The following is a 22,884-nucleotide window of genomic DNA, read 5'->3' on the forward strand; positions in this document are numbered from 1 at the left end:
ATATTAACATCTTAAAAACATAATTAAATTCTTTTTTTATTTATATTAAAGCTACAGTTATTTCACTGTATAATTAGCCCTAATAATACCCCAAATAAAACTAAGAAAACAATTTTTTCGCTTAAGTTGACAGTAAATAAACAATATTTGTTCTAGTCTGTCTTTTATTACATCTTTTTCAGGAACAAAGGCAAAGAATCCAACAAAAAATGCCACACCCAAGCGGATGTGGCATTGTTGTTATCTACCAATAAAGTGCATTAACGTTTATCTAATTCTTGTTTTAAGAGTTTATTCAAGACTTGTGGGTTAGCTTGACCCTTGGTTTGTTTCATTAATTGGCCAACTAAGTAACCCATGGCTTTCTTCTTACCAGCCCGGTAGTCTTCAAGGGATTGTGGGTTGTTGTCAATGACTTCGTTAATCATTGGCAGCAAGGTTTCTGGGTCAGAAATTTGAACCAGGCCTTCTTTTTCCACATATTCCTTAGCAGAGCCGCCATTTTCGGCTAGGTGCTTGAAGACTTTCTTACCAATTTTTGAAGAAATGGTTCCGTTGGCAATCAAGTCGATCATTTCGGTCAAGTTTTCTGGGGTGAGGCCGATTTCATCTAAGGTCTTTTCATTGTCATTCATGTAGGCGGACACTTCACCCATCAACCAGTTGGAAACTTGCTTAGGATCGCCTCCCAGTTTGACCGCTTCATCAAAGAAGTCGGACATGACTAGGGTTTGGGTTAAGACCATAGCGTCATAGTCTGGTAGGTCGTATTCTTCTACATAGCGTTTCCGACGTTCAGCTGGCATTTCTGGGATAGATTTTCTAATTTCATCCAACCATTCTTCGCTGACGGTAAATTCAGGAAGGTCAGGTTCTGGGAAGTAACGGTAGTCGGCTTCCCCTTCTTTCACCCGCATGAGGACGGTTTTTTGGTTATCCTTGTCCCAACGGAGGGTGGATTGAACGACCCGGTCACCACGGTTTAAGACTTGGGCTTGACGTTTTTCTTCGTAAGCTAAACCACGACGGACGTTAGAGAAGGAGTTAAGGTTCTTAATTTCGGTTTTGGTACCGAATTCTTCTTGGCCATAAGGGCGCAAGGAGATGTTGGCGTCACAACGCATGGATCCTTCTTCCATCTTCACGTCAGAAACATCGATAAACATCATGGTTTCGCGGATTTTTTCCAAGTAAGCATAGGCTTCTTCTGGTGAACGCATGTCAGCTTCAGAAACGATTTCCACAAGCGGAGTCCCTTGGCGGTTTAAGTCCACTAAGGTATCGCCTTCATCGTGGATACTCTTCCCAGCGTCTTCTTCTAAGTGAATCCGTTCAATGCGGATACGTTTGGTTTCCCCGTTTTCGAGTTCAATATCTACATAGCCGTGTTCCCCTAAAGGACGGTCTAATTGGGTAATTTGGTAGGCCTTAGGGTTGTCAGGATAGAAGTAATTCTTGCGGTCAAAGCTTTGGACCGGGTTCACTTCACAGTTCAAAGCCAAAGCAGCCCGTAAGCCAAATTCAACGGCGTGGTGGTTGGTTACTGGTAAGACACCTGGGTAACCCCAATCAATAACGTTGGTTTGGGTATTAGGATCGGCACCAAAACTGGTGGGTGTTGGGGAGAAAACTTTGGATTGAGTTTTTAATTCCACGTGGATCTCTAAGCCAATAACTGATTCATAATTCATGTAATAATCTCCCTTCTACTCTGGATGTTTGGTATGGTGGTCGGTAGCTTGTTCGTAGGCATAAGCGGTCTTGTACAAGGTCGCTTCATCGAAGTAGTTACCAATTAATTGTAGACCAATTGGTAAGTTATCGCTGTCAAACCCACAAGGTACCGAAATACTTGGTAGGCCGGCCAAGTTCACCGGAACGGTTAAGAGGTCAGCTAAGTACATTTCGATTGGGTCGTCAGATTTTTCGCCAAATTTGAAGGCGGTTGAGGTGGTTACTGGACCAGCAACAACATCATATTTTTCAAAGAGTTCTTCAAATTCTTGACGGATCATGGTACGGACCTTACCGGCTTTCTTGAAGTAAGCGTCATAGTAACCTGATGATAGGGAGAAGGTCCCTAACATAATCCGCATTTTAACTTCGTCACCGAAACCTTCTGAACGGCTGCGTACATAGAGGTCTTCCAAGTCTTGGATGTCGTCAGCGCGGTAGCCATAACGAACACCGTCAAAACGTTGCAAGTTGGAAGAAGCTTCTGAAGAAGCCACAATGTAGTAAACTGGAATCCCGTATTTTAAGAGTGGGAAGTGGACTTTTTCCACGATGGCTCCCATGGATTCAAGTTGGTCAATGGCTTTTTCTACGCGGTCTTGGACGTCAGCTTCGATACCGTTGGTGAAGAATTCTTCAGGAACGGCAATCCGTAAGCCTTCGATACTGTCACCTAATTGGGCAGTGAAGTCAGGCACTTCAATGTCGGCTGTCGTGGAGTCACGGTGGTCGTGGCCGGCAATGGCATTAAGCACCAAGGCGTTATCTTCAACAGTTCTAGTCATTGGGCCAATTTGGTCTAAGGAAGATCCGAAGGCAATTAAGCCCCAGCGTGATACCCGACCATAAGTAGGTTTCATCCCCACAATCCCGTTATAGGCGGCTGGTTGGCGGATAGAACCCCCGGTATCAGAACCTAGGGAAGCGACAACTTCACCACTGGCTACAGCAGCTGCTGACCCACCGGAAGAACCACCTGGTACCCGGCTGGTGTCCCAAGGGTTTTTACTTGGTCCAAAGTAGGAGGTTTCCGTAGAAGACCCCATCGCAAATTCGTCCAAGTTTAACTTACCAATAGTAATAGCTCCAGCGGCTTCTAAGGCTTCCACCACAGCGGATTGGTAAACTGGGACGAAGCCTTCTAAGATATGAGAAGAAGCGGTCGTTTCAATCCCTTCGGTAATGATGTTGTCCTTAATCCCGACTGGAATCCCTTGTAGGGGACGGTCGGTGGAATAGCCTTTTTCATCACTAGCTTTAGCGGCTGCAAGAGCGCCTTCTTCGTCTAGGGTGAGAAAGGCCTTGTAAGTTTCATCGAGTTCCTTAATACGATCAATGGTAGACTGTACCAATTCAACGGCAGTGATTTTTCCATCGACCAATTGTTGGTTTAAGCCTTTAATGCTTTCATCAAATCGACTCATATGGATTAATCCTCACTTTCATCAAAACTGGCTGGTACGACGATAAAGCCATCCCGTTTGGTTGGCGCATTTTTTAACATTAAGTCGCGATCGGTACCTGCTTCAGGTTGGTCATCGCGCATAATATTTTTTAGGTTAATACCGTGGGTCATGACTTCGACCCCTTCGGTATCCACTTCAGAGAGTTGTTCAACCATATCGAGGATTTCAGTAAAGCGGTCGTTCATGGGACCTACCTCTTCGTCAGAAAAGGATAGTTTTGCAAGTTGTGCCACGTGTTTAAAGTCTTGTTCGCTGATAGACATAATGGCCTCCTTTTTTCTTTTTCAAAATATTTACTGTTCTATTTTAACATAAGTTCTTAGGGCATTTTTACTGACTTACTTATTCTTGTAAAAAAATCTCACAAATTAAGGGTGGATGCCCTTTACTGGTCTAAAACGTGCTCCAAGCGCAGAGCAAGCGTCCATTTCAGAAAATGACGACAAATTCTCTATGAGAATTTTTACGTCCCTTTCTTCCAATGGTCTTGCTCTTTGACGCGCTTGTCACACTCTACTAATACACAGTATATTGGAATTTGCCTTGGCCGGAGAGGCGGGTGATATTGGCGGTCATTCGGCTTGGGCCTTCGACGGTTACCTGCATTTGCACGTCTTTAGGATAGATGGCATCCAGGCTAGCGATGACGTGTTGGACCAGGGCGATGTTTTCGGTATAACCGTCAAATGGGGTATTGATATGGAAGTCAATTCCGTTTAGTTTGCCGTTATCGTATTGGCCGACACCCACAATCCCACTCAATTCTGGGAAGAAGGATTCGATTTCACCACGGAAACGGCTGAAGGAAGTGTTATCTTCCTCACGTGGGGCTTGGTCGACCCCGTAGACCACGTATTGGCGGTTGTATTCCTTCCACTTACCTAGGCCCGCTCCGGGTTCAGCAATGGCTTCTGCCATATAAGCCCCGCCCCCGAGACTGTTTTGCTTATCATTATAGAAAAGAGCGATTTGAATCGGGGTTTGGCCGTATTTGCCTTCTTGGCGGATACGCTCGACAATGGTTTGGGCCATGGCCTTGCCTTCTTGGAGGGCTTGGTCCCGGCTAATTTCTATGGTTTCTTCACTATCCTTGTTTTGGAAGCGGTCTTCGGCATTCATGGCCAGGCCGAGACTGATGACTTTCAAGTCATAGTCATCCCCATTTTCTTGCATTAAATTGTATTCCAAGATGGAATTCAAATAACGGGGTTGGAATTGATCGCGGTCGCTCGCGGCGCTGGCTTCGGGGTTAAGCCCTTCAGGATTGTCCTGAGACTTGGGCTTGAGCCAGGAAGTGATCTTGTCTTTGGATAGGACCTGGCCTTCCGCCAAGGAATACTCATCGGTCGGATAGGCATTCTTCATTAATTCATAGAGGCCCCGTTCCATATTTTCCAGGTTGGCCTGGCTGGTTCGACTAGACAGGGTCCCCCGGCTGTTACTTAAGGGATAGCTGCCATCTTTGATAGCGGCAGGATAGTAAGCCTCGGTAAGGGTGTTCTTCTTACCACTTTCTTCCTCTTCACTACTTGATTCTTCCGTGGTTTGGGTTTGCCCAGCGGTTGATTTGGGTTGGGCGTCCCTCCCACAAGCTACTAACAGGCTCAGTGACGCTAAGCCAATCACGATCATATGTTGGATGCGTTTTTTCACGGTATGCTCTCCTTTATCACGATATCTGTAGAGTCCATACTATTCTAACACGAAATCAAGTGACTAAGCATCTTCTAGGTGACTCAACATCTCTTCTTCATCAAAAATTAAAATATCTAAGTCTTGGGCCTTGGTCAATTTACTGCCGGCATCTTCACCGGCCACGACCACATCGGTATTCTTGGAAACTGATCCGGTGACTTTTCCCCCTTGGCCTTCAATGAGGGCCTTGGCTTCTTGACGACTATAGTGAGTCAGTTTACCAGTTAAGACCACGGTTTTACCTTGCCAGAAGGAATCCACATTGGCTAAAGTTTGCGGGCTAGCGCCGAGATAGGTCATATTAACCCCCCGCTCACTCAGGCGGTTGACTAGGGCAGTCACTTCATCATTCGCAAAGTATTCTTCCACACTATCGGCAATGATTTCACCAATCCCATCAATGGCTGAAATCGCCTCCCGTTCAGCAGCTTGGATGTCTTCCATGGAGCCAAAAGTCATGGCAATGTCGCGCGCTGCCTTGACGCCCACATGGCGGATGCCTAAGCCAAAGAGGAGCCGTTCCAAGGAATTCTCCCGGCTTTGGTCGATGGCTTGGAGGATGTTTTGGGCCGATTTTTCCTTGACCTTGTCTAAGGTCAGTAAGGTATCTTCATCTAATTGGTAGAGGTCACTAGGGTCTTTGACATAGCCCTTCTCGTACAATTGGGTAATGACCGCTGGCCCCACCCCGGTAATATCCATGGCATTGCGGGAAACAAAGTGGAAGAGTTTCTCCTTGGCCTGGGCTGGACAGGCGGGGTTGACACAGCGGAGGGCCACTTCATCTTCTAAGTGGACTAAGTCACTGTGACAGATTGGACAGGTCTCAGGCTCTGGATAGGGTTGACTATCAGCGTCCCGGTCTTCCGTCACCACGCTAACCACTTCTGGGATAATATCCCCAGCCTTATGGATCATCACGGTGTCGTGGAGGCGGATATCCTTGGCTTGGATCAGGTCCATATTATGGAGGGAAGCCCGTTGCACGGTCGACCCTGCCACTAGGACCGGATCCATGACGGCAGTAGGGGTGACTACCCCAGTCCGCCCCACGGTCCATTCAATATCACGGATGGTGGTCTTCGCCTGTTCAGCGGGGAACTTATAGGCAATGGCCCAGCGTGGTGCCTTGACGGTATAGCCTAATTCTTCCTGTTGATCGAAGTCATTGACCTTGATCACAATTCCGTCGATATCATAGGCCAGGTCATGGCGAACCTGACTAACGTGTTCGACATAGTCCCAAATTTCTTCCTTACTGTGGGTCAACTTAAATTCTGGGTTCACCCTGAGGCCCCATTGAGGATAGCTGGTCAACAGTTCTGCTTGGCTGTTGACCCCAGCATCGGCAGGTAAAACGCCAGTATAGAGAAAGACATTCAGATTTCTCTTGGCGGTCACTTTGGGGTCTAATTGGCGGACTGAACCCGCGGCTGAGTTACGCGGATTAGCAAAAGTTGCCAGCCCCGCAGCCTCCCGCTCTTCATTCAACTTGGCAAAGGAAGCCTTGGGCATATAAATTTCTCCCCGAACTTCCACATTTAAGGGTTCTTGTAAGCGGAGGGGAATGGAGGAGATGGTTTTTATGTTATTGGTAATATTTTCGCCTGTATTACCATCGCCCCGGGTCGCTCCCCTGACCAAACGGCCGTCTTGGTAGAGGAGAGAAACAGACAGGCCGTCAATTTTCATCTCACAGACAAATTCGGTATCTTCGCCAAATTCCTTTTGAACCCCATCTACCCAGGCCATTAATTCTTCCTGGCTAAAGACGTCGCCTAAGGACAGCATGGGATGGTCAAAGTGAACCTTGTCAAACTTTTCATTTAAAACATCCCCGACTCTTTGCGTGGGGGAGTCGCTTTGAATCAATTCGGGATGGCTGGCTTGCAATTCTTCCAATTGACGGTAGGTCTTGTCATAGAGGTCATCACTGACACTGGGTTGGTCTAAGACATAGTACTCATGGGCATAGTGGTTTAACTGGTCAACCAATTCTGCCATTCTTTCCTGGACCCCTTGGCTATTTTCCTGAGCTTGCTCTTCTTTTGTCACAGCAAAACCTCCTAATCTTCTTTACTAATGGGTGCAAAGGCCGCTAACAAGCGCTTAATCCCCTGCCCCTTAAAGGCGATATCTAATTCTTGGTCATTGTCACTGCCGGTCACCTTGACCACAGTGCCTACTCCCCAAACCTTATGGCGGGCCTTATCGCCCACCTGCCATTCCACCGCTTCACTGCTCTTGGCTTGAGATTGGCTGGGCCCCTTAGCAAAGATAGAACGTTTTTCTTGGGCTTTGGCCGCAGACTTGGAAACCCGGCTTCTGCGATTATAGTAGGCCGGCCGACTGGAAGAGAAGCTCCCCATTGAGAGCGGGCTATGGTCTTCCTTAGCCAAGAGCTCATCGTCAATCTCCGTGATAAATCGTGATTCTGGATGGCTCTTATGTTGGCCGTAGAGCATGCGGGAGTAACTGTTAGTGAGATAAAGCTCCTCTTCTGCCCGGGTAATCCCCACATAGGCCAGACGGCGCTCTTCTTCTAATTCCTCATCATCTTCACTGGCCCGGGAAAGAGGGAAGATGCCCTCTTCCATACCAATGATAAAGACGATGGGAAACTCCAAGCCCTTAGCGGCATGGAGGGTCATGAGGTTGACTTGGCCCTCTTCTTCATTGGACTCACTATCATCCAAGTCAGAAACTAGGGATAGGTCGGTAATAAAGGCCAAGAGGGCATCATCACTAGCATCCGCACCCGGATCTAAACCAAGTAAGGCTGCTTGACCGAGCCCGGCATCTAATTCTTCGGGACTCAAGAGCGACACTTCCCCTGCTAGGTCATCTTGGCTGGAATCATCCATAATATTCACCGGTTCCACCGCATTCCCGGCTTGGTCAGTCTGGGTGATCTCCGCTAGAGCTTGGCGTTGGTCAGCTTCCTTCTCCCACCGTTCATCGAAAGCTCGAGTCACAGACAGGAATTCTTCAATATTTTCAATCCGGGCCGTTGCTTCCAAGGTCTTTTGGGCCTTGAGATCAGCTAAATAACCCGACTTATCTAAGACCTCTTCGGTGAGGTCGGTAATGGTAAGAAATTCTCTTTGTTTTTGCAGCTTGGTCATCATGTCCGCAAATTTCTTGAGCGACTTAGCCCCTTTTCCTGAAATGGGCGCATAGTCTACCTTTTGAGCGGCCTGTAAGAGGGTTAGTCCGTGCTCACTAGCAAAATGGCGTAACTTGTCCAGGGTCCCTGGCCCGATTCCCCGTTTCGGAACATTAATAATCCGGGTGAAAGACAGGTTATCTTGGGGATTGGTTAACAGCCGCAAGTAAGCCAGGACGTCCTTAATTTCCTTACGGTCATAGAACTTGAGGCCGCCGACAATCCGGTAAGGAATATTGGCCTTGACCAGGGCTTCTTCCATGGTCCGGGACTGAGCATTGGTTCGATAGAGGATGGCAATGTCCTTGTATTGGTAGTTCTTGTCAGTCGTGGCTTGGCGAATCTTATCCAAGACATAGTGGCTCTCATCTTGTTCGTTTTGGGCACGGTAATAGTTAATCTTGCCACCGTCCTGGTTATCGGTCCAGAGTTTCTTGGCTTGGCGGTGGACATTATTTTGAATCACTTCATTGGCCGCCTTGAGGATGGTCTTGGTGGACCGGTAGTTCTGTTCGAGGAGAATCACCTTGGCTTGGGGGTAGTCCTTTTCAAAGTTAAGGATGTTCTCCATATTGGCTCCCCGCCAGCCGTAGATACTTTGGTCAGCGTCCCCCACCACACAGATATTCTTGAAGTAATCCGCTAAGAGTTTAACCAAGCGGTATTGGGCTTCATTAGTATCTTGGTATTCGTCCACGTGAATATAGTGGAATTTTTGTTGGTAGTAGGAAAGAATCTCTGGTTGTTCCTTAAATAAGCGGACTGTCAACATAATCAAGTCATCAAAGTCCAAGGATTGGGCGGCTTGGAGACCAGCTTGGTAGTCTTCATAAAGGTCAGCCACAATATTTTCGATAAAGCCAGTATATTTTTCTCGGTATTCCTTGGGGTCGAGCAGGTTATTTTTGGCATCGGAAATCTTTCCTAAGATCATCTTGGGCTTAAATTGCGTGGTATCGAGATTGTGGTCCTTCATGATCCGCTTAATTAAACTTTGTTGTTCGGCAGGATCAGCAATGGTGAAAGACCGGGAGAGACCGATAGCTTCTGCTTCCCGGCGCAAAATCCGCACACACATGGAGTGGAAAGTACTTACCCACATGGTATCTGCGGCTTCGCCAACTAGGTTTTTCACCCGTTCTTTCATTTCATTGGCGGCCTTATTGGTAAAGGTAATGGCTAGGATATTCCAAGGCCGGACCGCTTTTTCTTCTAATAAGTAGGCCATGCGGTGGGTGAGGACCCGGGTTTTCCCCGATCCCGCCCCAGCCATAATTAAGAGGGGGCCTTCTGTATATTGAACTGCTGCTTTTTGTTGTGGATTGAGACCGTCGATTAATTGATTAATATGGGTCATACCAAACCTCCGTTCTGATATTCTTTAATAGTCTATCACTTCTATAACCCGCCATCAAACAGTTTAGATATAGAGTGCGAGCTGACGACAAAAAAGTGAAACACTGGAAGAAATATGCGGAAATCCTTGAAAAGGATTGACAAATATTTCTGAAGTGGAGTTCACTTTTGTCAGCGAGCAGGTTTGAATAGAGTGTGACGGGTGCACCAAAGATCGATAGAGCTACGCATACTATATCTGTACGTCGCTTTGCTTCCTACAGCTATAGCAACTGGAGCTAAAGAGCAAGAATTCTTGAAAAGAATTTCTTGCCCTTTAGTGAAGTGGAGATCGATCTGCACCCGGAGCACGTTTAAATAGAGTGCGACAAGCGCGTTGAAGAGCATGATTGCTGAAAGAAAAAGATGTAAAAATTCTCAAAGAGAATTTGTCGTCATTTTCTGAAGCGGACGCTTGCTCTGCGCTTGAAGCAGGTTTTAGTAAAGTGCGATGGAACAGGATCTAATAACTTATTCATAATTTAAAAAGAAGCTGAATTTTTTCAGCTTCCCTATTTTTTAATAATTAATTTGTTGCAGGATCAGTTTATTGATCCACATGCGGATATACTTGTTAGCCTGTGGGTAGTCGCCGTCTTTGAGGGCTTGGATAAAGGGTGGGTAGATGTTCTGCATGTCTTCTAACTCCGCTAAGAAACGTTCTTCTCGTTTCTTGGCTTCGTTAATATAGAGTTCATGCAGGTTTAAGACTGTATCCAAGGTCACCCGGCGGAAGTAAGCATTGGAATGATAAGAAACCAAGAGCTGGAAGAGCTTGGCTTCGGCATCATAATAGTCATTAATCTGGTCAATGGTCTTATCCCACTTCAAATGGTGGGCGATTTCGTCTAACTGCTTGATATTTACCGTGATGCCCTTATTTTCCATTTGCTTAAAGAGGGCCGTCACCAAGAGCTCAATGAACTGAAGCCGTTCCACAATCGCCTTGGAATTAAGGGTATTCTTACAAACCACGGCCCCCTTATAGGGTTCAATTCGGACATATTTTTCCTTAGCCAGTTGGTCCAAGGCCTTGCGAATGGGGGTACGCGACATATCCAATTGTTTAGCTAAATCATTTTCTTTTAAATGAGTTCCTGCTAACAACACGTTATTATCAATTTGTTCTTTCAAATAGCGATAAGCTTTCTCCTTATAACTCATAGACTTAGCCATTCTTGCTTCCTCCCTCGCAAACGTTAAATTTCCTTTTAATGATACCAAAAATTATTAGCTAAATATATTCCTTTTTTGGTCTAGGGATCAAATTGCATGAGACCGTAACTTTCAATTAAGTGGTTCAATTTGTCCGCATAACCTGGATCTGTCGCATAACCCGCCTCAGCCAGGGCCTTGGTCGCCTGACGGTAATGACGCGCTTGTCTGACACCTAGGTAGAGATCGGGGTTCCAATCGGTGCCATTAACCATTAAATTGCCATGGTCAACCACCGCACTCTGCCAGTCGGGATAGACCTTAAAGTGATCGGTAATGGTTACCCAGCCCCCTGGACCATATTCTTGAGTCGACAGGGTCACACTCGGTTCCCCTGCACCTGCCTTGCGCCCGAAAAGATTCCCATACTGGCTAGCCAACTGGCTCTTGCCAAAGTCCGATTCCAAAATCGCTTGGGCAATGACTACACTGGGTAGGACTTGGGACTTGGAGTAGTTGAGGGTGGCATAATTACCGATTTGGTTGATAAAGGCCGCCTCTTGATCACTCATTTCCTTATCCTTCCATTGGTAGGCAGAAAAATTAAAATAAGGCAAGTAGTGATTGGCACAATAGGTCAAACCAAGTAAAGAGAGGGCCACTAAGATCATCACAGCCACTCGCTGCCTTTTTTTCTTGGGCCAAAAGCGTTTCTTAAACCTTACTTTAGGCCGTTTCTTTCTTTTACGCGCCACCGGGCCTCCCCTTTCACCTCTTAAGTCGAGTGGACGATCTTTTGAGCCACGACTTATTGATCTATCTTTAATTGTATCATTTTCCCCAGCCTAAGCCCATTAATTTCCCAAGAAGATCAAAATCATCAAGGAAAAGAGCTTTTTACGTCCTATTAAGTGAAGCCAGTTTTCTCACTTGGATGAAGTTCTCATCTATGTTAATTTACGGATTGAGACGACATTAGCTTAATTTTAGGAGTGAGAAAATATGAAAAATTTTATAATCGATGTTGTCATCTTTGCCATATCTTTTATTATTCAAAGTATCATAGGCAATTGGATAAATTTAGATAATCTCTTCATTGATTTCTTATCTTTCATTATTATCTTTATCATTATCCGTGCTCTATTTTCTAAAGTTAAAGAATAACAACACTACTCAAAAAAGGAGGCTGAGATTTTTGTCTCAGTCTCCTTTTAGGTTGTTTAATTTTATTAACTCGATTTATTTAGTAAATTGTCTTCGCTAACGCTCTTAATATTTTCATTGCTCTTCCTTGAGGTATTCAATAATTTCAGCGCCACTTTCTTCAATGGACTTGTACTCAATGTCAATGACATGGGCACCTAATTCCCGGTACAAGTCATTGGCGGTCACCAATTCATATTTTATCCGTTCCAACTGGCTATACTTAGCGGTTGATGTGAGTCCCAAATATTTCAAGCGGTTGGTTCGGATATTCATAATGTATTGAGGTGAAGCCATGAGGCCAAAGACCTTATTAGGGTCAAGCTGGTAGAGTTCTTCTGGATAGCGGACCTCTGGAATCAAGGGATAGTTAGCCACCCGGTAACCCCGGTTAGCTAAATAGAGAGATAGCGGGGTTTTGGATGACCGTGACACGCCCAGGATAACAATATCCGCTTGGGCGAAGGCTTTCTTCGGGTAGTTACCATCGTCATACTTAATGGCAAATTCGACCGCCGACATCCGGGCTAGGTAAGCGTCATCTACCTTGCGTAAGCCCCCAGCCTGTTCCTTAGGAGTCAGACCAGTGGCTTGACCAATCCCCTGGATCAGCTCATGGAGGAAGTTAATATAGGTGAGCTGGTGGTCCTTGGCATATTGGCGGGCAAAGCGGTCCAAGTCGTCATTGACAAAGGTCGCTGCCACAATCGCCCCTTCTGCCTGGGCATCACGAAGGATTTCGCCTAATTCCTCCTGGGTCTTCACAAAGGGATAGCGGCGCAAGTCGCTCTTCAAGTCGGGAGCGAATTGGGCTAAAGCCGCCTTTGTCACCTGCCGGGCGGTTTCTCCGACAGCGTCCGATATGATAAAAAATACTTGCTTGGCTTCTGTCATAGGTCTCCCTCACTCGCTAAGGTATTAACAAAAAATTCAACTAAATGGCTTTTGGTAATCTTGCCGAGGACCTGGTAGTCCTCACGGTTATTGACGACCGGTAGGGAATCCACCTTATGGTCAACCAGGAGCTTACCCGCTTCTAGGACTAGGGTGTCTTTTTCCACCACCACAATGTTGGGCATCCGGGTCATGATCAAGGCCACCGCAGGAGATTCACTTTGACCCTTAGTCGCCAAGGACCGCAATAAGTCTTTTCTAGAAACCAAGCCTTGCAGGTGTTGGTCCTCATCAGTCACATACAAGGACCCATTATCGTAGAGAAACATGGTGGTAATGGCCTCGTAAACCGTGGTCTTGGCTGAAATATTGACTGGACTGGCCATGAGTTCTGCTACCTTGACCTCGCTCAATTTCTGACCTAATAAGGGATCAAAACCCAGGCCGGTATAAAAGTAGCCCACTTTGGGACGGGCATCTAAGATCCCAGTCATGGTCAGTAAGGCCAAGTCACTTCTTAGGGTCGATTTAGATAGGCCAAATTGCTTGGCAATGGCCTCGCCACTAATGGGTTCTTGGTCTTTGACAATGGCAATGATTTCTTTTTGTCGGTCAGTGAATTGCATAGCTTACCTCTATTCTGCCAGTGGACTTGGCCCCTCATCCTGGTTTTCTCTAGTGACTTTCTTCTACTTGCCTGATGGCGGATTGAGCAGCGGCTAATTGAGCCAGGGGCACCCGGTAAGGCGAACAGGAAACATAGTCCAAGCCCACTTGGTCAAAGAAGTGAATTGAGGCTGGATCGCCACCGAGTTCCCCACAGACCCCAATCTTGAGCCCGACTTTGGCCTGGCGGGCCTTGTCTACCGCAATTTTGACCAGGGCGCCTACCCCTTCTGGATCGATGGTTTGGAAAGGATCTTGTGTCAGGGTACCGTCTTCTAGGTACTGGTTAATGAATTTCCCGGCATCATCCCGTGAAAAGCCATAGGTCATTTGGGTCAGGTCATTGGTCCCAAAACTGAAGAAGTCCGCCTCTTGGGCTAATTGATCGGCAATGAAACAGGCTCTCGGAATCTCTATCATTGTACCAATTGTGTAAGCGATTGTCACATTTTCCTGGGCTAGGATCCGGTCAATGACTTGGCTGAGACGCTTACGCAAGCGATTTAACTCGGGTTCCACACTCACCAAAGGAATCATAATCTCTACTTGAGGATCCAAGCCCTCTGCTCTAGCGGCAATGGCCCCGTAAATAATGGCTTCCGCTTGGCGGTCATAGAGCTCAGGATAGGTCATAGCTAAGCGGCAGCCCCGGTGACCCAACATGGGGTTGACTTCAGCCAGTTGCACCATCCGGCTATGCAATTCTGCTTCACTGATCCCTTGGTCAGCCGCCACTTCGGCCACTTCACGGTCACTCTTGGGCATAAATTCGTGGAGCGGTGGGTCCAGTAGACGAATTACCGCGGGAGCCTCTTGTGACAATTGGAAAATCTTAGTAAAGTCTTCCACCTGGTAGTCACGGATCTTCTCCAAGGCAGCCTGACGTTGGTCTTCATCAACTGAGAGAATAAAGCGGCGGATCTCCCGCAGGCGCTCGGCCTTAAAGAACATGTGCTCAGTCCGGACTAAACCAATCCCATCCGCTCCAAAGCTAAAGCCGGTTTGGATATCTTCAGGGGTTTCAGCATTCATCCGCACCTTGAGACGGCTATATTTTCTCGCCCATGCCATCATTTTCTGATAGTTTTCATCAGTATTAGACAGGGCGGTAGGAATTTCTTCCAAGTAGAGTTTCCCTTGACTGCCGTCCACAGAGATAGTATCGCCTTCCTGCAGCTGGCCACCTGGGTAGTGAACCACTTTAGCGTCTTCATCAATGGTCAAATCACTACAGCCACTGACACAGCATTTTCCCATTCCCCGAGCAACCACGGCGGCATGGGAGGTCATCCCCCCATGGGCGGTGACAATCGCTTCTGCTACAGACATCCCTTCGATGTCTTCTGGCGAGGTTTCATTGCGCATGAGGATGACTTTCTTACCACCGGCCTGCCATTCTTTAGCTTTTTGGGCACTGAAAACAATTTGTCCTGAGCCAGCGCCCGGACTAGCTGCCAAACCTAGACTTGAGAAGGCCTCTGCCTGTGCCAGGGCTTTGGGGTCAAAAGAAGGATGGAGTAATTGGTCAATCATGGATGGTTTAATCCGCAAGAGGGCCTCTTTTTCCTCGATTAGACCTTCTTCCACCATGTCGACAGCAATCTTAACGGCTGCCTTAGCCGTCCGTTTCCCATTCCGGGTTTGTAGGAAGTAGAGTTTGCCTTTTTCAACGGTAAATTCAATATCCTGCATATCATGGTAATAGCCTTCCAATTGTTTGGCCAGGTCATGGATCTCTTGGTAAATTTCTGGCATATCTGCTTTTAGGTCTTCAATAACTGCTGGGGTACGAATACCGGCAACCACATCTTCCCCTTGGGCATTGACCAAGTATTCGCCGAAAAGCTTGCTTTCCCCAGTAGCGGGATTACGGGTGAAGAGGACCCCAGTCCCACTTTCTTGACCACTATTACCAAAGACCATCTCCTGAATATTAACAGCAGTTCCCAGGTCATGAGGGATATGGTTCATCTCTCGATAGATCCGGGCCCGATGGTTGTTCCAGGACTTAAAGACGGCCTTGACTGCTTCATAAATTTGCGTCTTAACCTCTTGGGGGAAGTCAAAGCCTAGTTGGTCTTGGTAAACCCTTTTGTAGGCGGATACTAATGCTTTCAATTGGTCCACCTTTAATTCATAGTCAAAACGAACTTGGGCCTTATTTTTTTCTTGGTCCAAGTGCGCTTCAAAGAGTTGACTGTCCAGGCCATAGACCACATTGCCATACATTTGTAAGAGACGGCGGTAGCAGTCGTAGGCGAAGCGCTCATCTTGGGTGATTTGGGCCAGGCTTTCCACATTGCGGTCGTTCAGTCCCACATTGAGAATGGTATCCATCATCCCCGGCATAGATTCTCTTGCCCCGGACCGTACCGACACCAAGAGTAAGTTCTCAGGATCATTAAAGGCCTTCTCAGTAGCGCTTTCCAAGTCAGCTAGCGCTTGGTCAATGGCCGCTGTCACTGAGTCACTTAATTCTTCACTTTCTTCCTGGGCTAAGTAATCTAGGCAGGCTTCAGTGGTCAAGGTAAACCCCTTAGGAACAGGAAAACCTAGCCGGGTCATTTCCGCCAGGTTAGCCCCCTTGCCTCCCAAGAGATCACGCATCTTCGCAGACCCTTGGTTAAAAGCATAAATCACTTGTTTCATTGGACTTCCTCCTTTTATAAGATGGCTTATTAAGATATATAGTGTGTACTATTAGATTATATAGTGCATCATATATAATTAGCAAGCGCTTTCTTATTAAGAAATCCTTAATTTGGGTCTGTAAAATAAATTTTAACAAATAGCTTTATGAGCATTCGTTCTGCTTTTGAATAAAACAAAACCCTTAGTCACTGTGACGGTTGCCACAGCGGCTAAGGGTTTTACTAGGTCATTATTATTTTATTTAAGGAAGGTTTTAAGCTCCCAGGTAAGCTTTTTGGACCACTTCAGAAGATAGGAGTTCTTTCCCGGTTCCGGAAGCGGTAATTTTACCCACTTCGAGGACGTGGGCATGGTCAGAGATTTCTAAGGCCGCCTTAGCGTTTTGTTCAATCAGTAAGACGGTGGTATTCAACTCACTATTAATGGTTTGAATAATTTCAAAAATTTGTTGGATGTAAATCGGCGCTAGACCCATAGAGGGTTCATCTAAGAGCAAGAGCTTGGGACGCGCCATCAGGGCCCGAGCCATAGCCAGCATTTGTTGCTCCCCACCGGATAAAGTCGCCGCGTCCTGGTTGAAACGCTCCTTAAGAATTGGGAAATAATCAAAGTAACGTTCCATATCGCTGGCTAAATTGTCGCGGTCCTTACGGGTATAAGCTCCCATCAGTAAATTTTCCTTAACGGACATACCGCTAAAGACATGACGGCCTTCAGGAACCTGGGAAACCCCGGCTTGGACGATTTGGGCACAGGACTTGGTTTGTAGGGGTTCATGGTTGTAGAGAATTTCCCCTTGGGTCGGTTTCAAGAGTCCAGAAATCGTCTTTAGAATGGTTGACTTTCCGGCCCCATTGGCCCCGATCAGAGAAACAATTTCCCCTTCATTAACGGTAAAGGAAATGCCCTTGATGGCTTGGATCATCCCATAGGCAACCTTGATATTTTTGATTTCTAACATGGACTAGGCACCTCCTAGGTAGGCTTCGATAACTCTCGGATTGCTTTGGATTTCGCTTGGTGTACCTTCAGCGATTACTTTTCCATATTCCAAAACATAGATCCGCTCACAAATATCCATCACCAAAGACATGTCGTGTTCGATGAGAACAACAGAAATCCCAAACTCTTTTTGAATCTTACGAATGGTCTGTTTCAAGTCCGTGGTTTCATTAGGGTTCATCCCGGCAGCGGGTTCATCTAAGAAGAGGATCTTGGGTTCAGTCGCCAAGGCCCGAACGATCTCCAAGGCCCGTTGTTGGCCATAAGGCAGGTTCTTGGCTTTTTCATTGGCGTAGCCTTCCAGGCCAAAGATGGCTAATAAATCCATCCCCTTAGCATGGAGGGCGTCCCGGTTTTGGTAGTACTTGGGCGTTCTTAGGAGACTGTGCCAAACCCCGACTCCGCGTTTGTTGTGCATGGCAATGAGGACATTGTCCAAGACCGAGCGGTTGGCAAAGAGGCGGATATTTTGGAAGGTCCGGGCCACCCCCATTTCATTAATCTTATCTGGACGTTGACCTGCTAGGGACTGACTGCCTTGGTCAGTTTCTAATTCAATCAACCCAGAAGTCGGTGCATAAACCCCAGTAATCAAGTTAAATAGGGTGGTTTTCCCGGCCCCATTAGGACCAATCAAACCGATCAATTCATCCGCTTCCACATGGATACTGACATCGGAAACGGCGGTTAGGCCCCCAAAGGACTTGCTGAGATGGCTTAAACTTAAGATACTCATACTATTGGTCCTCACTTTCTTCTTTGGCTACGGCTTGTGATTGGCCTCGTTTGCGGTTAAAGAGCTTGGAGAATTGGAATTCATATTCACCCATCAATCCCGATGGCTTGAAGATCATGATTAAGATCAAAGCAGCGGCATAGAGGATGGGACGCACTTGACCAAAAGGCGCTAGGAAGGTATTCAATAGCCCCAATAAGATCGAAGCCACAAAGCTCCCGGAAATAGACCCAATCCCCCCGAAAACCACGATCACTAAGATGTCGATCGATTTTTGGAAGGTAAACTGACTGGGGTTAATCACGCCAAAGTAGGAGGCATAGAGGGTACCAGCAATACTTGCGGTTACCGCCCCGATCACAAAGGCCAGGGTCTTGTAGGTGGTGGTGTGGATCCCTACTGATTCGGCCGCAATCTCATCTTCATGGACCGCAATGGTGGCCCGACCCGGACTGGAATAGATGTAGTTAACCACTAATAAGGTAGTAATCACCACAAAGACATACATGGTAATCCAGGTCACGTGACGGGGAACCCCAGAAATCCCGGCAGCCCCATTAGTAATCTCTAAGTTCATAATGGTAATCCGGATAATTTCAGAAACCCCAAGCGTGGCGATAGCCAAGTAGTCCCCCCGTAAACGCAGGGTAGGAATCCCCACGATCAAGGCCACTACGGCGGTCACTACCATACCTGCTAGTAAACCGGCTAAGAAACCAGCTTGGCCAGGGATTTCTTGGGAAACGATGGCTCCCACGTAGGCCCCAATCGCCATAAAACCAGCATGGCCTAGGGAGAACTGGCCGGCATAACCAACCACTAAGTTAAGCCCCACGGAAAGAATAATATTAATGGCAATATTCATAATAATGTTTTGGGTGTAGGCCGAAACTAAACCAGCAATGTAGGAGGCTGCCATTAAGACAAAGCCGAGCACGATGACACCAACCCTAGCCAGAGTGGTCTTGGTGAAAAACTGATTGAACCAAGAAGTTTTGTTTTCTTTCATCTTTGCCACCTACACTTTCTCTACTTGCGGTTTACCGAGCAAGCCGGTTGGTTTGACCAGTAAAATAATAATCAAAATAATATAAACTGCGGCGTCTTTCCAAGTGGAGAGACCAATCATGGAGACGAAGGTTTCTACAATACCGATAATCAAGCCCCCAAGAACGGCACCAGGGATCGATCCAATCCCACCGACCACAGCTGCAACAAAGGTCTTAGTCCCAATATTGACACCCATTAATGGTGAAATGGAATTATAGTAAATCCCTACTAACACCCCTGCTGCACCTGCTAAGGCTGAACCAATTAAGAAGGTAAAGGAAATAATGGTGTTGGCATTAATCCCCATCAATTGAGCAGCGTCTGGGTCAACCGAAACCGCCCGCATGGCTTGGCCTAACTTGGTTTTTTGTACGATCACTTGTAAGGCAATCATTAAAACAATAGTTACCGCTAAGATCAGAATTTGTTGGGAGTTAATGGTAAAGGCTCCCAATTGTAAGGACCAGTCAGGCAGATCTGCTGGAAAAGCTCGTACTTCAGGTCCTCTGAGGAAGATCATCACATTTTGTAGGAGCATGGATACCCCGATCGCGGTAATCAAAGCGGCAATCCGGGTCGCCCCACGCAAGGGTTTATAAGCCACCCGCTCAATAATAACCCCTAATACTGCAGTAAATAACATAGCTAAAATTAAAGCCGGGAAAACACCCATTCCGACATTAGTAATCAAGGTGAAACCGACAAAGGCCCCCACCATATAAATATCCCCATGGGCAAAGTTAATCAAACCAATAATCCCATAAACCATGGTATAACCCAAGGCCATCAAGGCATAGATGCTTCCTAGCGCCACGCCATTGATTAATTGTTGAATGACATTATTCACACTTCTCACTCCATCCTATTTCAATAATTTTTAGACCTAGATATAAAAGATTTTGCTTTAAAGCCCTTACATCCTATTAACAAACAGTAAGCAGAGCCATCCCCTGGACAACTCTGCTTGCTTTAATTTTTAAATATTAAACTTTTTCATTACTTAGCCGCTTCAATGGCTTGAGAACCAACCACTTGGCCGTCTTTTACCTCTTGGATAAAGACAGTCTTAGAAGGATTGTGTTTTTCATCCATGGAGAAGTTCCCAGTGACTCCGGTAAAGTCCTTGGTTTCAGCCAGTGCTTTTTGGACCGCTTCCCCATCTGTAGTGCCTGCACGCTCGATGGCGTCAAAGGCCAGGTTAGCCGCATCATATGCTAAAGCTGCGAACATATCTGGTTCAGATTGATAGGTCTCACGGTACTTGGCTAAGAAGTCTTTGACTTCTTGAGGAGAGTCTTCGTTTTCAACGAAGTGGGCAGCATAGTAAATGTTATCCCAGTTTTCTTCCCCTGCTAAGTTAATAATTTCCTTATTACCAAAGCCGTCTGGACCAAGAATTGGCAGGTCAATGCCCATTTCGCGCGCTTGTTTAATAATTGGACCAGCTTCTTCATAATAACCAGCAACGAAGATCACTTGGGCATCTGAATTCTTAATATTGCTCAAAATACTGTTAAAGTCAGATTCCTTAGCCACATAGGATTCTTCCCGAACCACTTCACCATCAAAGTGCTTGTGGAATTCGTCAGATAGATTTTGACCATAGTCAGAAGAATTATCCTTGATGATCGCTGCCTTAGTATAGCCTTCCTTGTTAGAGAATTCCGCTAAGGAGCCCCCTTGCAAGGAATCTTGGAAGCAGATTCTAAAGATATAATCCAAGACATTCCCCTCTTGATCAAGAGTAATATTATCAGCAGTGGCAGTTGCTGAAATCAAAGGGGTCTTGGCCCGGGTCACCGTTGAAATCGTCGCTTCAGTATTATTGGTGGTAGAAGGTCCAATAATCACTGCCGCGTTTTCATCAACGAGTTTTTCCGCACCAGAAACCGCTTCTTCAGTCGTGGACTTATTATCATATTCTAAGTAGTTGATCTTCTTATCGAGAAGGCCGCCAGCTTGATTTTTTTCATCTACGGCGAGCTTGATTGCATTGTTCTGTACAACACCATAAGCAGAAACATTGCCCGATAACTCCCAGTTCCCCCCAATACGAATTTCATCTGCATTTTCAGCGGATTGATTAGTCGTTTCAGTCAAGGAACCCGAACCGCAGCCGGCTAAGGCCATGACACTCCCCAATGTCACAAAGGCTTTCAACCATTTCTTATTCATGCTAACTCCTCCTCATTAAAATTTGACAAAAGAATAAGTATTCAATTGCTGATACTCAATATTCTAAAATAGTCTGACAATTCTGTCAAACACTTTTTAATCTTTTTGAAATTATTTATCAAACTTTTGTGAAGATCAATAAAATTAACAATATAACAAAGACTCTTTAGGTCTAATTTTTAATGAACAAAGTCTAATTTAAAAATTCTCGGATTAAAAGGATTATTTAACCACTTCAGTATCGACCACTTGGCCACCTTGAAGTTCTTGGACATAGACTTCTTTGACTGGGTTATGGTCTTTATCAAAGGAGAATTTACCAGTCACCCCTTGGAAGTCCTTGGTTTCAGCTAAGGCTTTTTGAACCGCTTCGCTATCGGTTGAACCAGCTTTTTCCATAGCTTGGGCGATGAGGTTGGTTGCATCATAAGCTAGAGCAGCAAAGTGGTCAGGTGAAGTGCCGTAAGCATCTTCGTATTTCTTGATGAATTCTTTGACGTTTTCAGGTGAGTCTTCATTATGGGAGAAGTGGGTCACGAAGAAGACATCGTGGGCATTTTCTGGGCCAGCTAAGTCGATGAGTTTTTGGTTACCGAAGCCGTCAGGTCCTAAGACCGCTGCGTTCACGCCCATTTCCCGTAATTGTTTGATGATTAATCCACCTTCTTGGTAGTAACCAGCGATAAAGACAACATCCGGTGAATTTTGTTTTAAGTTGGTTAAGAGGGCCTTAAAGTCGGTGTCCCCACTGGTGTAAGACTCTTCGCCAACCACTTGACCGCCATGTTCTTCAAAGGAAGCCTTGAAGTCATTGGCCACGTTTTGACCGTAGTCAGAGGAATTGTCTTTTAAGACGGCAACCTTCTTCCAACCCTTTTGAGCGGCATATTTCCCTAATTCCTTACTTTGGTAAGCATCTTCGAAACAAGTTCTAAAGACGTAGTCGTAGAGGTTACCGTTATCGTCGAGGGTCAAGCCATTCCCAGTAGCTGCAGGAGCGACCATAGGCACCTTAAATTGTTGGGCCACAGGAATTTGTGCTTCACAGTTCCCTGTGGTGTCTGAACCTACCAGAACATTAACACCTTCTTGTTCCACTAAGCGGGTGGCTTGGGAAGTCGATTCAGCGTTGTCGGATTTGTTATCGGCACTAACATATTCCACTTTCTTACCCAGGACCCCACCATTATCGTTGAGGTTTTGAACGGCAACTTTGACCCCGTTGTCGTGAGGGGTTCCATAGGCAGAATATTGCCCAGACAAGGACCAGTTCCCACCAATCTTCACCACATCACTGTTAGCAGAATCATTCTTAGCGGTCTCGGTCATCGATCCACAGGCCCCTAGCATCATAGCAGTTCCAAATAAGGCGGCTAATTTCTTCATTTTTTTCTTCATCTTTAAAACCCTTTCTCAAGTATTGCTCACGGCAATTTCCTTAGAATCATCAAACGCTGATTTGTTGGCCAACAGAGAAGCGTTACATAACAATTATTTCAAGTCAGTAGCCATAGAAAAAGCCACCCATCTTAGAATGAATGGGTGGCTTTATTGTTTATCCAAGTCCCATTCATTTTAACAAGCACGAATAGGACTTAGTCTGTTTTTTATTGAAACAGCGTTAAGCCCTGGTATTAATAATAATAATAATTGCTTGATGGGAGCTAAACATGGATAAACTTCCTTTCGAAATAATCTTGAACTCATTCTAGCAGGGCTTTACATAGAAAGCAAGCCCTTTTGTGATAATTGTCTGAATTTTTGAAATATTGGCTAATTAAAAGATATAAAGAATATTTAAAATAGACTGCGACCAGCTCGCTCAAGCCCCCTTAGTCAATAGAACGGCGCTTTCCTTTTGTGATTAAATTGAGGAATAAAAAAGCCACGACAAA

17 protein-coding genes are annotated in these 22,884 nt (G+C 46.0%); all 17 read right to left on the bottom strand.

From position 1 onward, the window contains the following. Window positions 1-260: 260 nt before the first annotated feature. The gene (gene gatB, locus JFU01_RS04530) at window positions 261-1,691 is read right to left on the bottom strand and encodes an Asp-tRNA(Asn)/Glu-tRNA(Gln) amidotransferase subunit GatB (RefSeq protein ID WP_060777541.1); all 1,431 of its coding nucleotides are present in this window, start codon (window positions 1,689-1,691) and stop codon (window positions 261-263) included. Between the two features lie 15 nt (window positions 1,692-1,706). After that, entirely contained in the window at window positions 1,707-3,158 is a 1,452-nt protein-coding gene (gene gatA, locus JFU01_RS04535) for an Asp-tRNA(Asn)/Glu-tRNA(Gln) amidotransferase subunit GatA (RefSeq protein WP_195855722.1), read from the bottom strand. A 5-nt stretch (window positions 3,159-3,163) separates the two neighbouring features. Continuing rightward, window positions 3,164-3,463, bottom strand: coding sequence for an Asp-tRNA(Asn)/Glu-tRNA(Gln) amidotransferase subunit GatC (gatC, locus tag JFU01_RS04540; RefSeq protein WP_111821660.1), 300 nt, complete (start codon window positions 3,461-3,463; stop codon window positions 3,164-3,166). A 253-nt stretch (window positions 3,464-3,716) separates the two neighbouring features. Further along, the gene (locus JFU01_RS04545) at window positions 3,717-4,853 is read right to left on the bottom strand and encodes a CamS family sex pheromone protein (RefSeq protein WP_195855721.1); all 1,137 of its coding nucleotides are present in this window, start codon (window positions 4,851-4,853) and stop codon (window positions 3,717-3,719) included. Between the two features lie 63 nt (window positions 4,854-4,916). Next, complete coding sequence (ligA, locus tag JFU01_RS04550; RefSeq protein ID WP_198434192.1) at window positions 4,917-6,899, bottom strand: NAD-dependent DNA ligase LigA; 1,983 nt, start codon at window positions 6,897-6,899, stop codon at window positions 4,917-4,919. 62 nt (window positions 6,900-6,961) lie between these two features. Next, window positions 6,962-9,418, bottom strand: coding sequence for a UvrD-helicase domain-containing protein (locus JFU01_RS04555; RefSeq protein WP_195855720.1), 2,457 nt, complete (start codon window positions 9,416-9,418; stop codon window positions 6,962-6,964). Window positions 9,419-9,975: 557 nt separating this feature from the next. Then, entirely contained in the window at window positions 9,976-10,632 is a 657-nt protein-coding gene (locus JFU01_RS04560) for a GntR family transcriptional regulator (RefSeq protein ID WP_195855719.1), read from the bottom strand. Between the two features lie 80 nt (window positions 10,633-10,712). Further along, window positions 10,713-11,366: a glycoside hydrolase family 73 protein gene (locus JFU01_RS08945; RefSeq protein ID WP_195855718.1), complete on the bottom strand. Its 654-nt coding sequence runs from the start codon at window positions 11,364-11,366 to the stop codon at window positions 10,713-10,715. A 523-nt stretch (window positions 11,367-11,889) separates the two neighbouring features. Beyond that, window positions 11,890-12,708, bottom strand: a complete 819-nt coding sequence (locus JFU01_RS04570) for a pyruvate, water dikinase regulatory protein (RefSeq protein WP_195855717.1) — start codon at window positions 12,706-12,708, stop codon at window positions 11,890-11,892. Further along, window positions 12,705-13,334 (bottom strand): helix-turn-helix transcriptional regulator, encoded by a 630-nt coding sequence (locus JFU01_RS04575; protein WP_195855716.1) that lies wholly within the window; start codon window positions 13,332-13,334, stop codon window positions 12,705-12,707. Before JFU01_RS04575 ends, JFU01_RS04570 begins: the two co-directional genes overlap by 4 nt. A gap of 49 nt (window positions 13,335-13,383) precedes the next feature. Next, window positions 13,384-16,023 (bottom strand): pyruvate, phosphate dikinase, encoded by a 2,640-nt coding sequence (gene ppdK / locus JFU01_RS04580; RefSeq protein WP_195855715.1) that lies wholly within the window; start codon window positions 16,021-16,023, stop codon window positions 13,384-13,386. A 256-nt stretch (window positions 16,024-16,279) separates the two neighbouring features. Further along, the gene (locus JFU01_RS04585; RefSeq protein ID WP_064292701.1) at window positions 16,280-16,987 is read right to left on the bottom strand and encodes an ABC transporter ATP-binding protein; all 708 of its coding nucleotides are present in this window, start codon (window positions 16,985-16,987) and stop codon (window positions 16,280-16,282) included. A gap of 3 nt (window positions 16,988-16,990) precedes the next feature. Further along, window positions 16,991-17,764: an ABC transporter ATP-binding protein gene (locus JFU01_RS04590; protein WP_195855714.1), complete on the bottom strand. Its 774-nt coding sequence runs from the start codon at window positions 17,762-17,764 to the stop codon at window positions 16,991-16,993. Between the two features lies 1 nt (window position 17,765). After that, window positions 17,766-18,773: a branched-chain amino acid ABC transporter permease gene (locus JFU01_RS04595; protein ID WP_195855713.1), complete on the bottom strand. Its 1,008-nt coding sequence runs from the start codon at window positions 18,771-18,773 to the stop codon at window positions 17,766-17,768. 9 nt (window positions 18,774-18,782) lie between these two features. After that, window positions 18,783-19,661, bottom strand: coding sequence for a branched-chain amino acid ABC transporter permease (locus JFU01_RS04600; protein ID WP_076340191.1), 879 nt, complete (start codon window positions 19,659-19,661; stop codon window positions 18,783-18,785). Between the two features lie 149 nt (window positions 19,662-19,810). Beyond that, the gene (locus JFU01_RS04605; protein WP_070559666.1) at window positions 19,811-20,989 is read right to left on the bottom strand and encodes an ABC transporter substrate-binding protein; all 1,179 of its coding nucleotides are present in this window, start codon (window positions 20,987-20,989) and stop codon (window positions 19,811-19,813) included. 222 nt (window positions 20,990-21,211) lie between these two features. Continuing rightward, on the bottom strand, window positions 21,212-22,387 hold the full coding sequence (locus JFU01_RS04610; RefSeq protein ID WP_195855712.1) for an ABC transporter substrate-binding protein: 1,176 nt from the start codon (window positions 22,385-22,387) through the stop codon (window positions 21,212-21,214). Window positions 22,388-22,884: the final 497 nt, after the last annotated feature.

This window comes from Aerococcus sp. Group 2, assembly GCF_905125285.1.
Classification (GTDB): Bacteria; Bacillota; Bacilli; order Lactobacillales; family Aerococcaceae; genus Aerococcus; species Aerococcus urinae_E.

Excerpts from the sequence above, each read along its gene's own strand:
- gatC (WP_111821660.1), bottom strand. The coding sequence starts at position 3,463 with ATGTCTATCAGCGAACAAGACTTTAAACACGTGGCACAACTTGCAAAA.
- gatB (WP_060777541.1), bottom strand. The coding sequence starts at position 1,691 with ATGAATTATGAATCAGTTATTGGCTTAGAGATCCACGTGGAATTAAAA.
- JFU01_RS04555 (WP_195855720.1), bottom strand. The coding sequence starts at position 9,418 with ATGACCCATATTAATCAATTAATCGACGGTCTCAATCCACAACAAAAA.
- gatA (WP_195855722.1), bottom strand. The coding sequence starts at position 3,158 with ATGAGTCGATTTGATGAAAGCATTAAAGGCTTAAACCAACAATTGGTC.
- JFU01_RS04575 (WP_195855716.1), bottom strand. The coding sequence starts at position 13,334 with ATGCAATTCACTGACCGACAAAAAGAAATCATTGCCATTGTCAAAGAC.
- ppdK (WP_195855715.1), bottom strand. The coding sequence starts at position 16,023 with ATGAAACAAGTGATTTATGCTTTTAACCAAGGGTCTGCGAAGATGCGT.
- JFU01_RS04605 (WP_070559666.1), bottom strand. The coding sequence starts at position 20,989 with ATGAATAAGAAATGGTTGAAAGCCTTTGTGACATTGGGGAGTGTCATG.
- ligA (WP_198434192.1), bottom strand. The coding sequence starts at position 6,899 with ATGGCAGAATTGGTTGACCAGTTAAACCACTATGCCCATGAGTACTAT.
- JFU01_RS04590 (WP_195855714.1), bottom strand. The coding sequence starts at position 17,764 with ATGAGTATCTTAAGTTTAAGCCATCTCAGCAAGTCCTTTGGGGGCCTA.
- JFU01_RS04585 (WP_064292701.1), bottom strand. The coding sequence starts at position 16,987 with ATGTTAGAAATCAAAAATATCAAGGTTGCCTATGGGATGATCCAAGCC.
- JFU01_RS04610 (WP_195855712.1), bottom strand. The coding sequence starts at position 22,387 with ATGAAGAAAAAAATGAAGAAATTAGCCGCCTTATTTGGAACTGCTATG.
- JFU01_RS04595 (WP_195855713.1), bottom strand. The coding sequence starts at position 18,773 with ATGAAAGAAAACAAAACTTCTTGGTTCAATCAGTTTTTCACCAAGACC.
- JFU01_RS04570 (WP_195855717.1), bottom strand. The coding sequence starts at position 12,708 with ATGACAGAAGCCAAGCAAGTATTTTTTATCATATCGGACGCTGTCGGA.
- JFU01_RS04560 (WP_195855719.1), bottom strand. The coding sequence starts at position 10,632 with ATGGCTAAGTCTATGAGTTATAAGGAGAAAGCTTATCGCTATTTGAAA.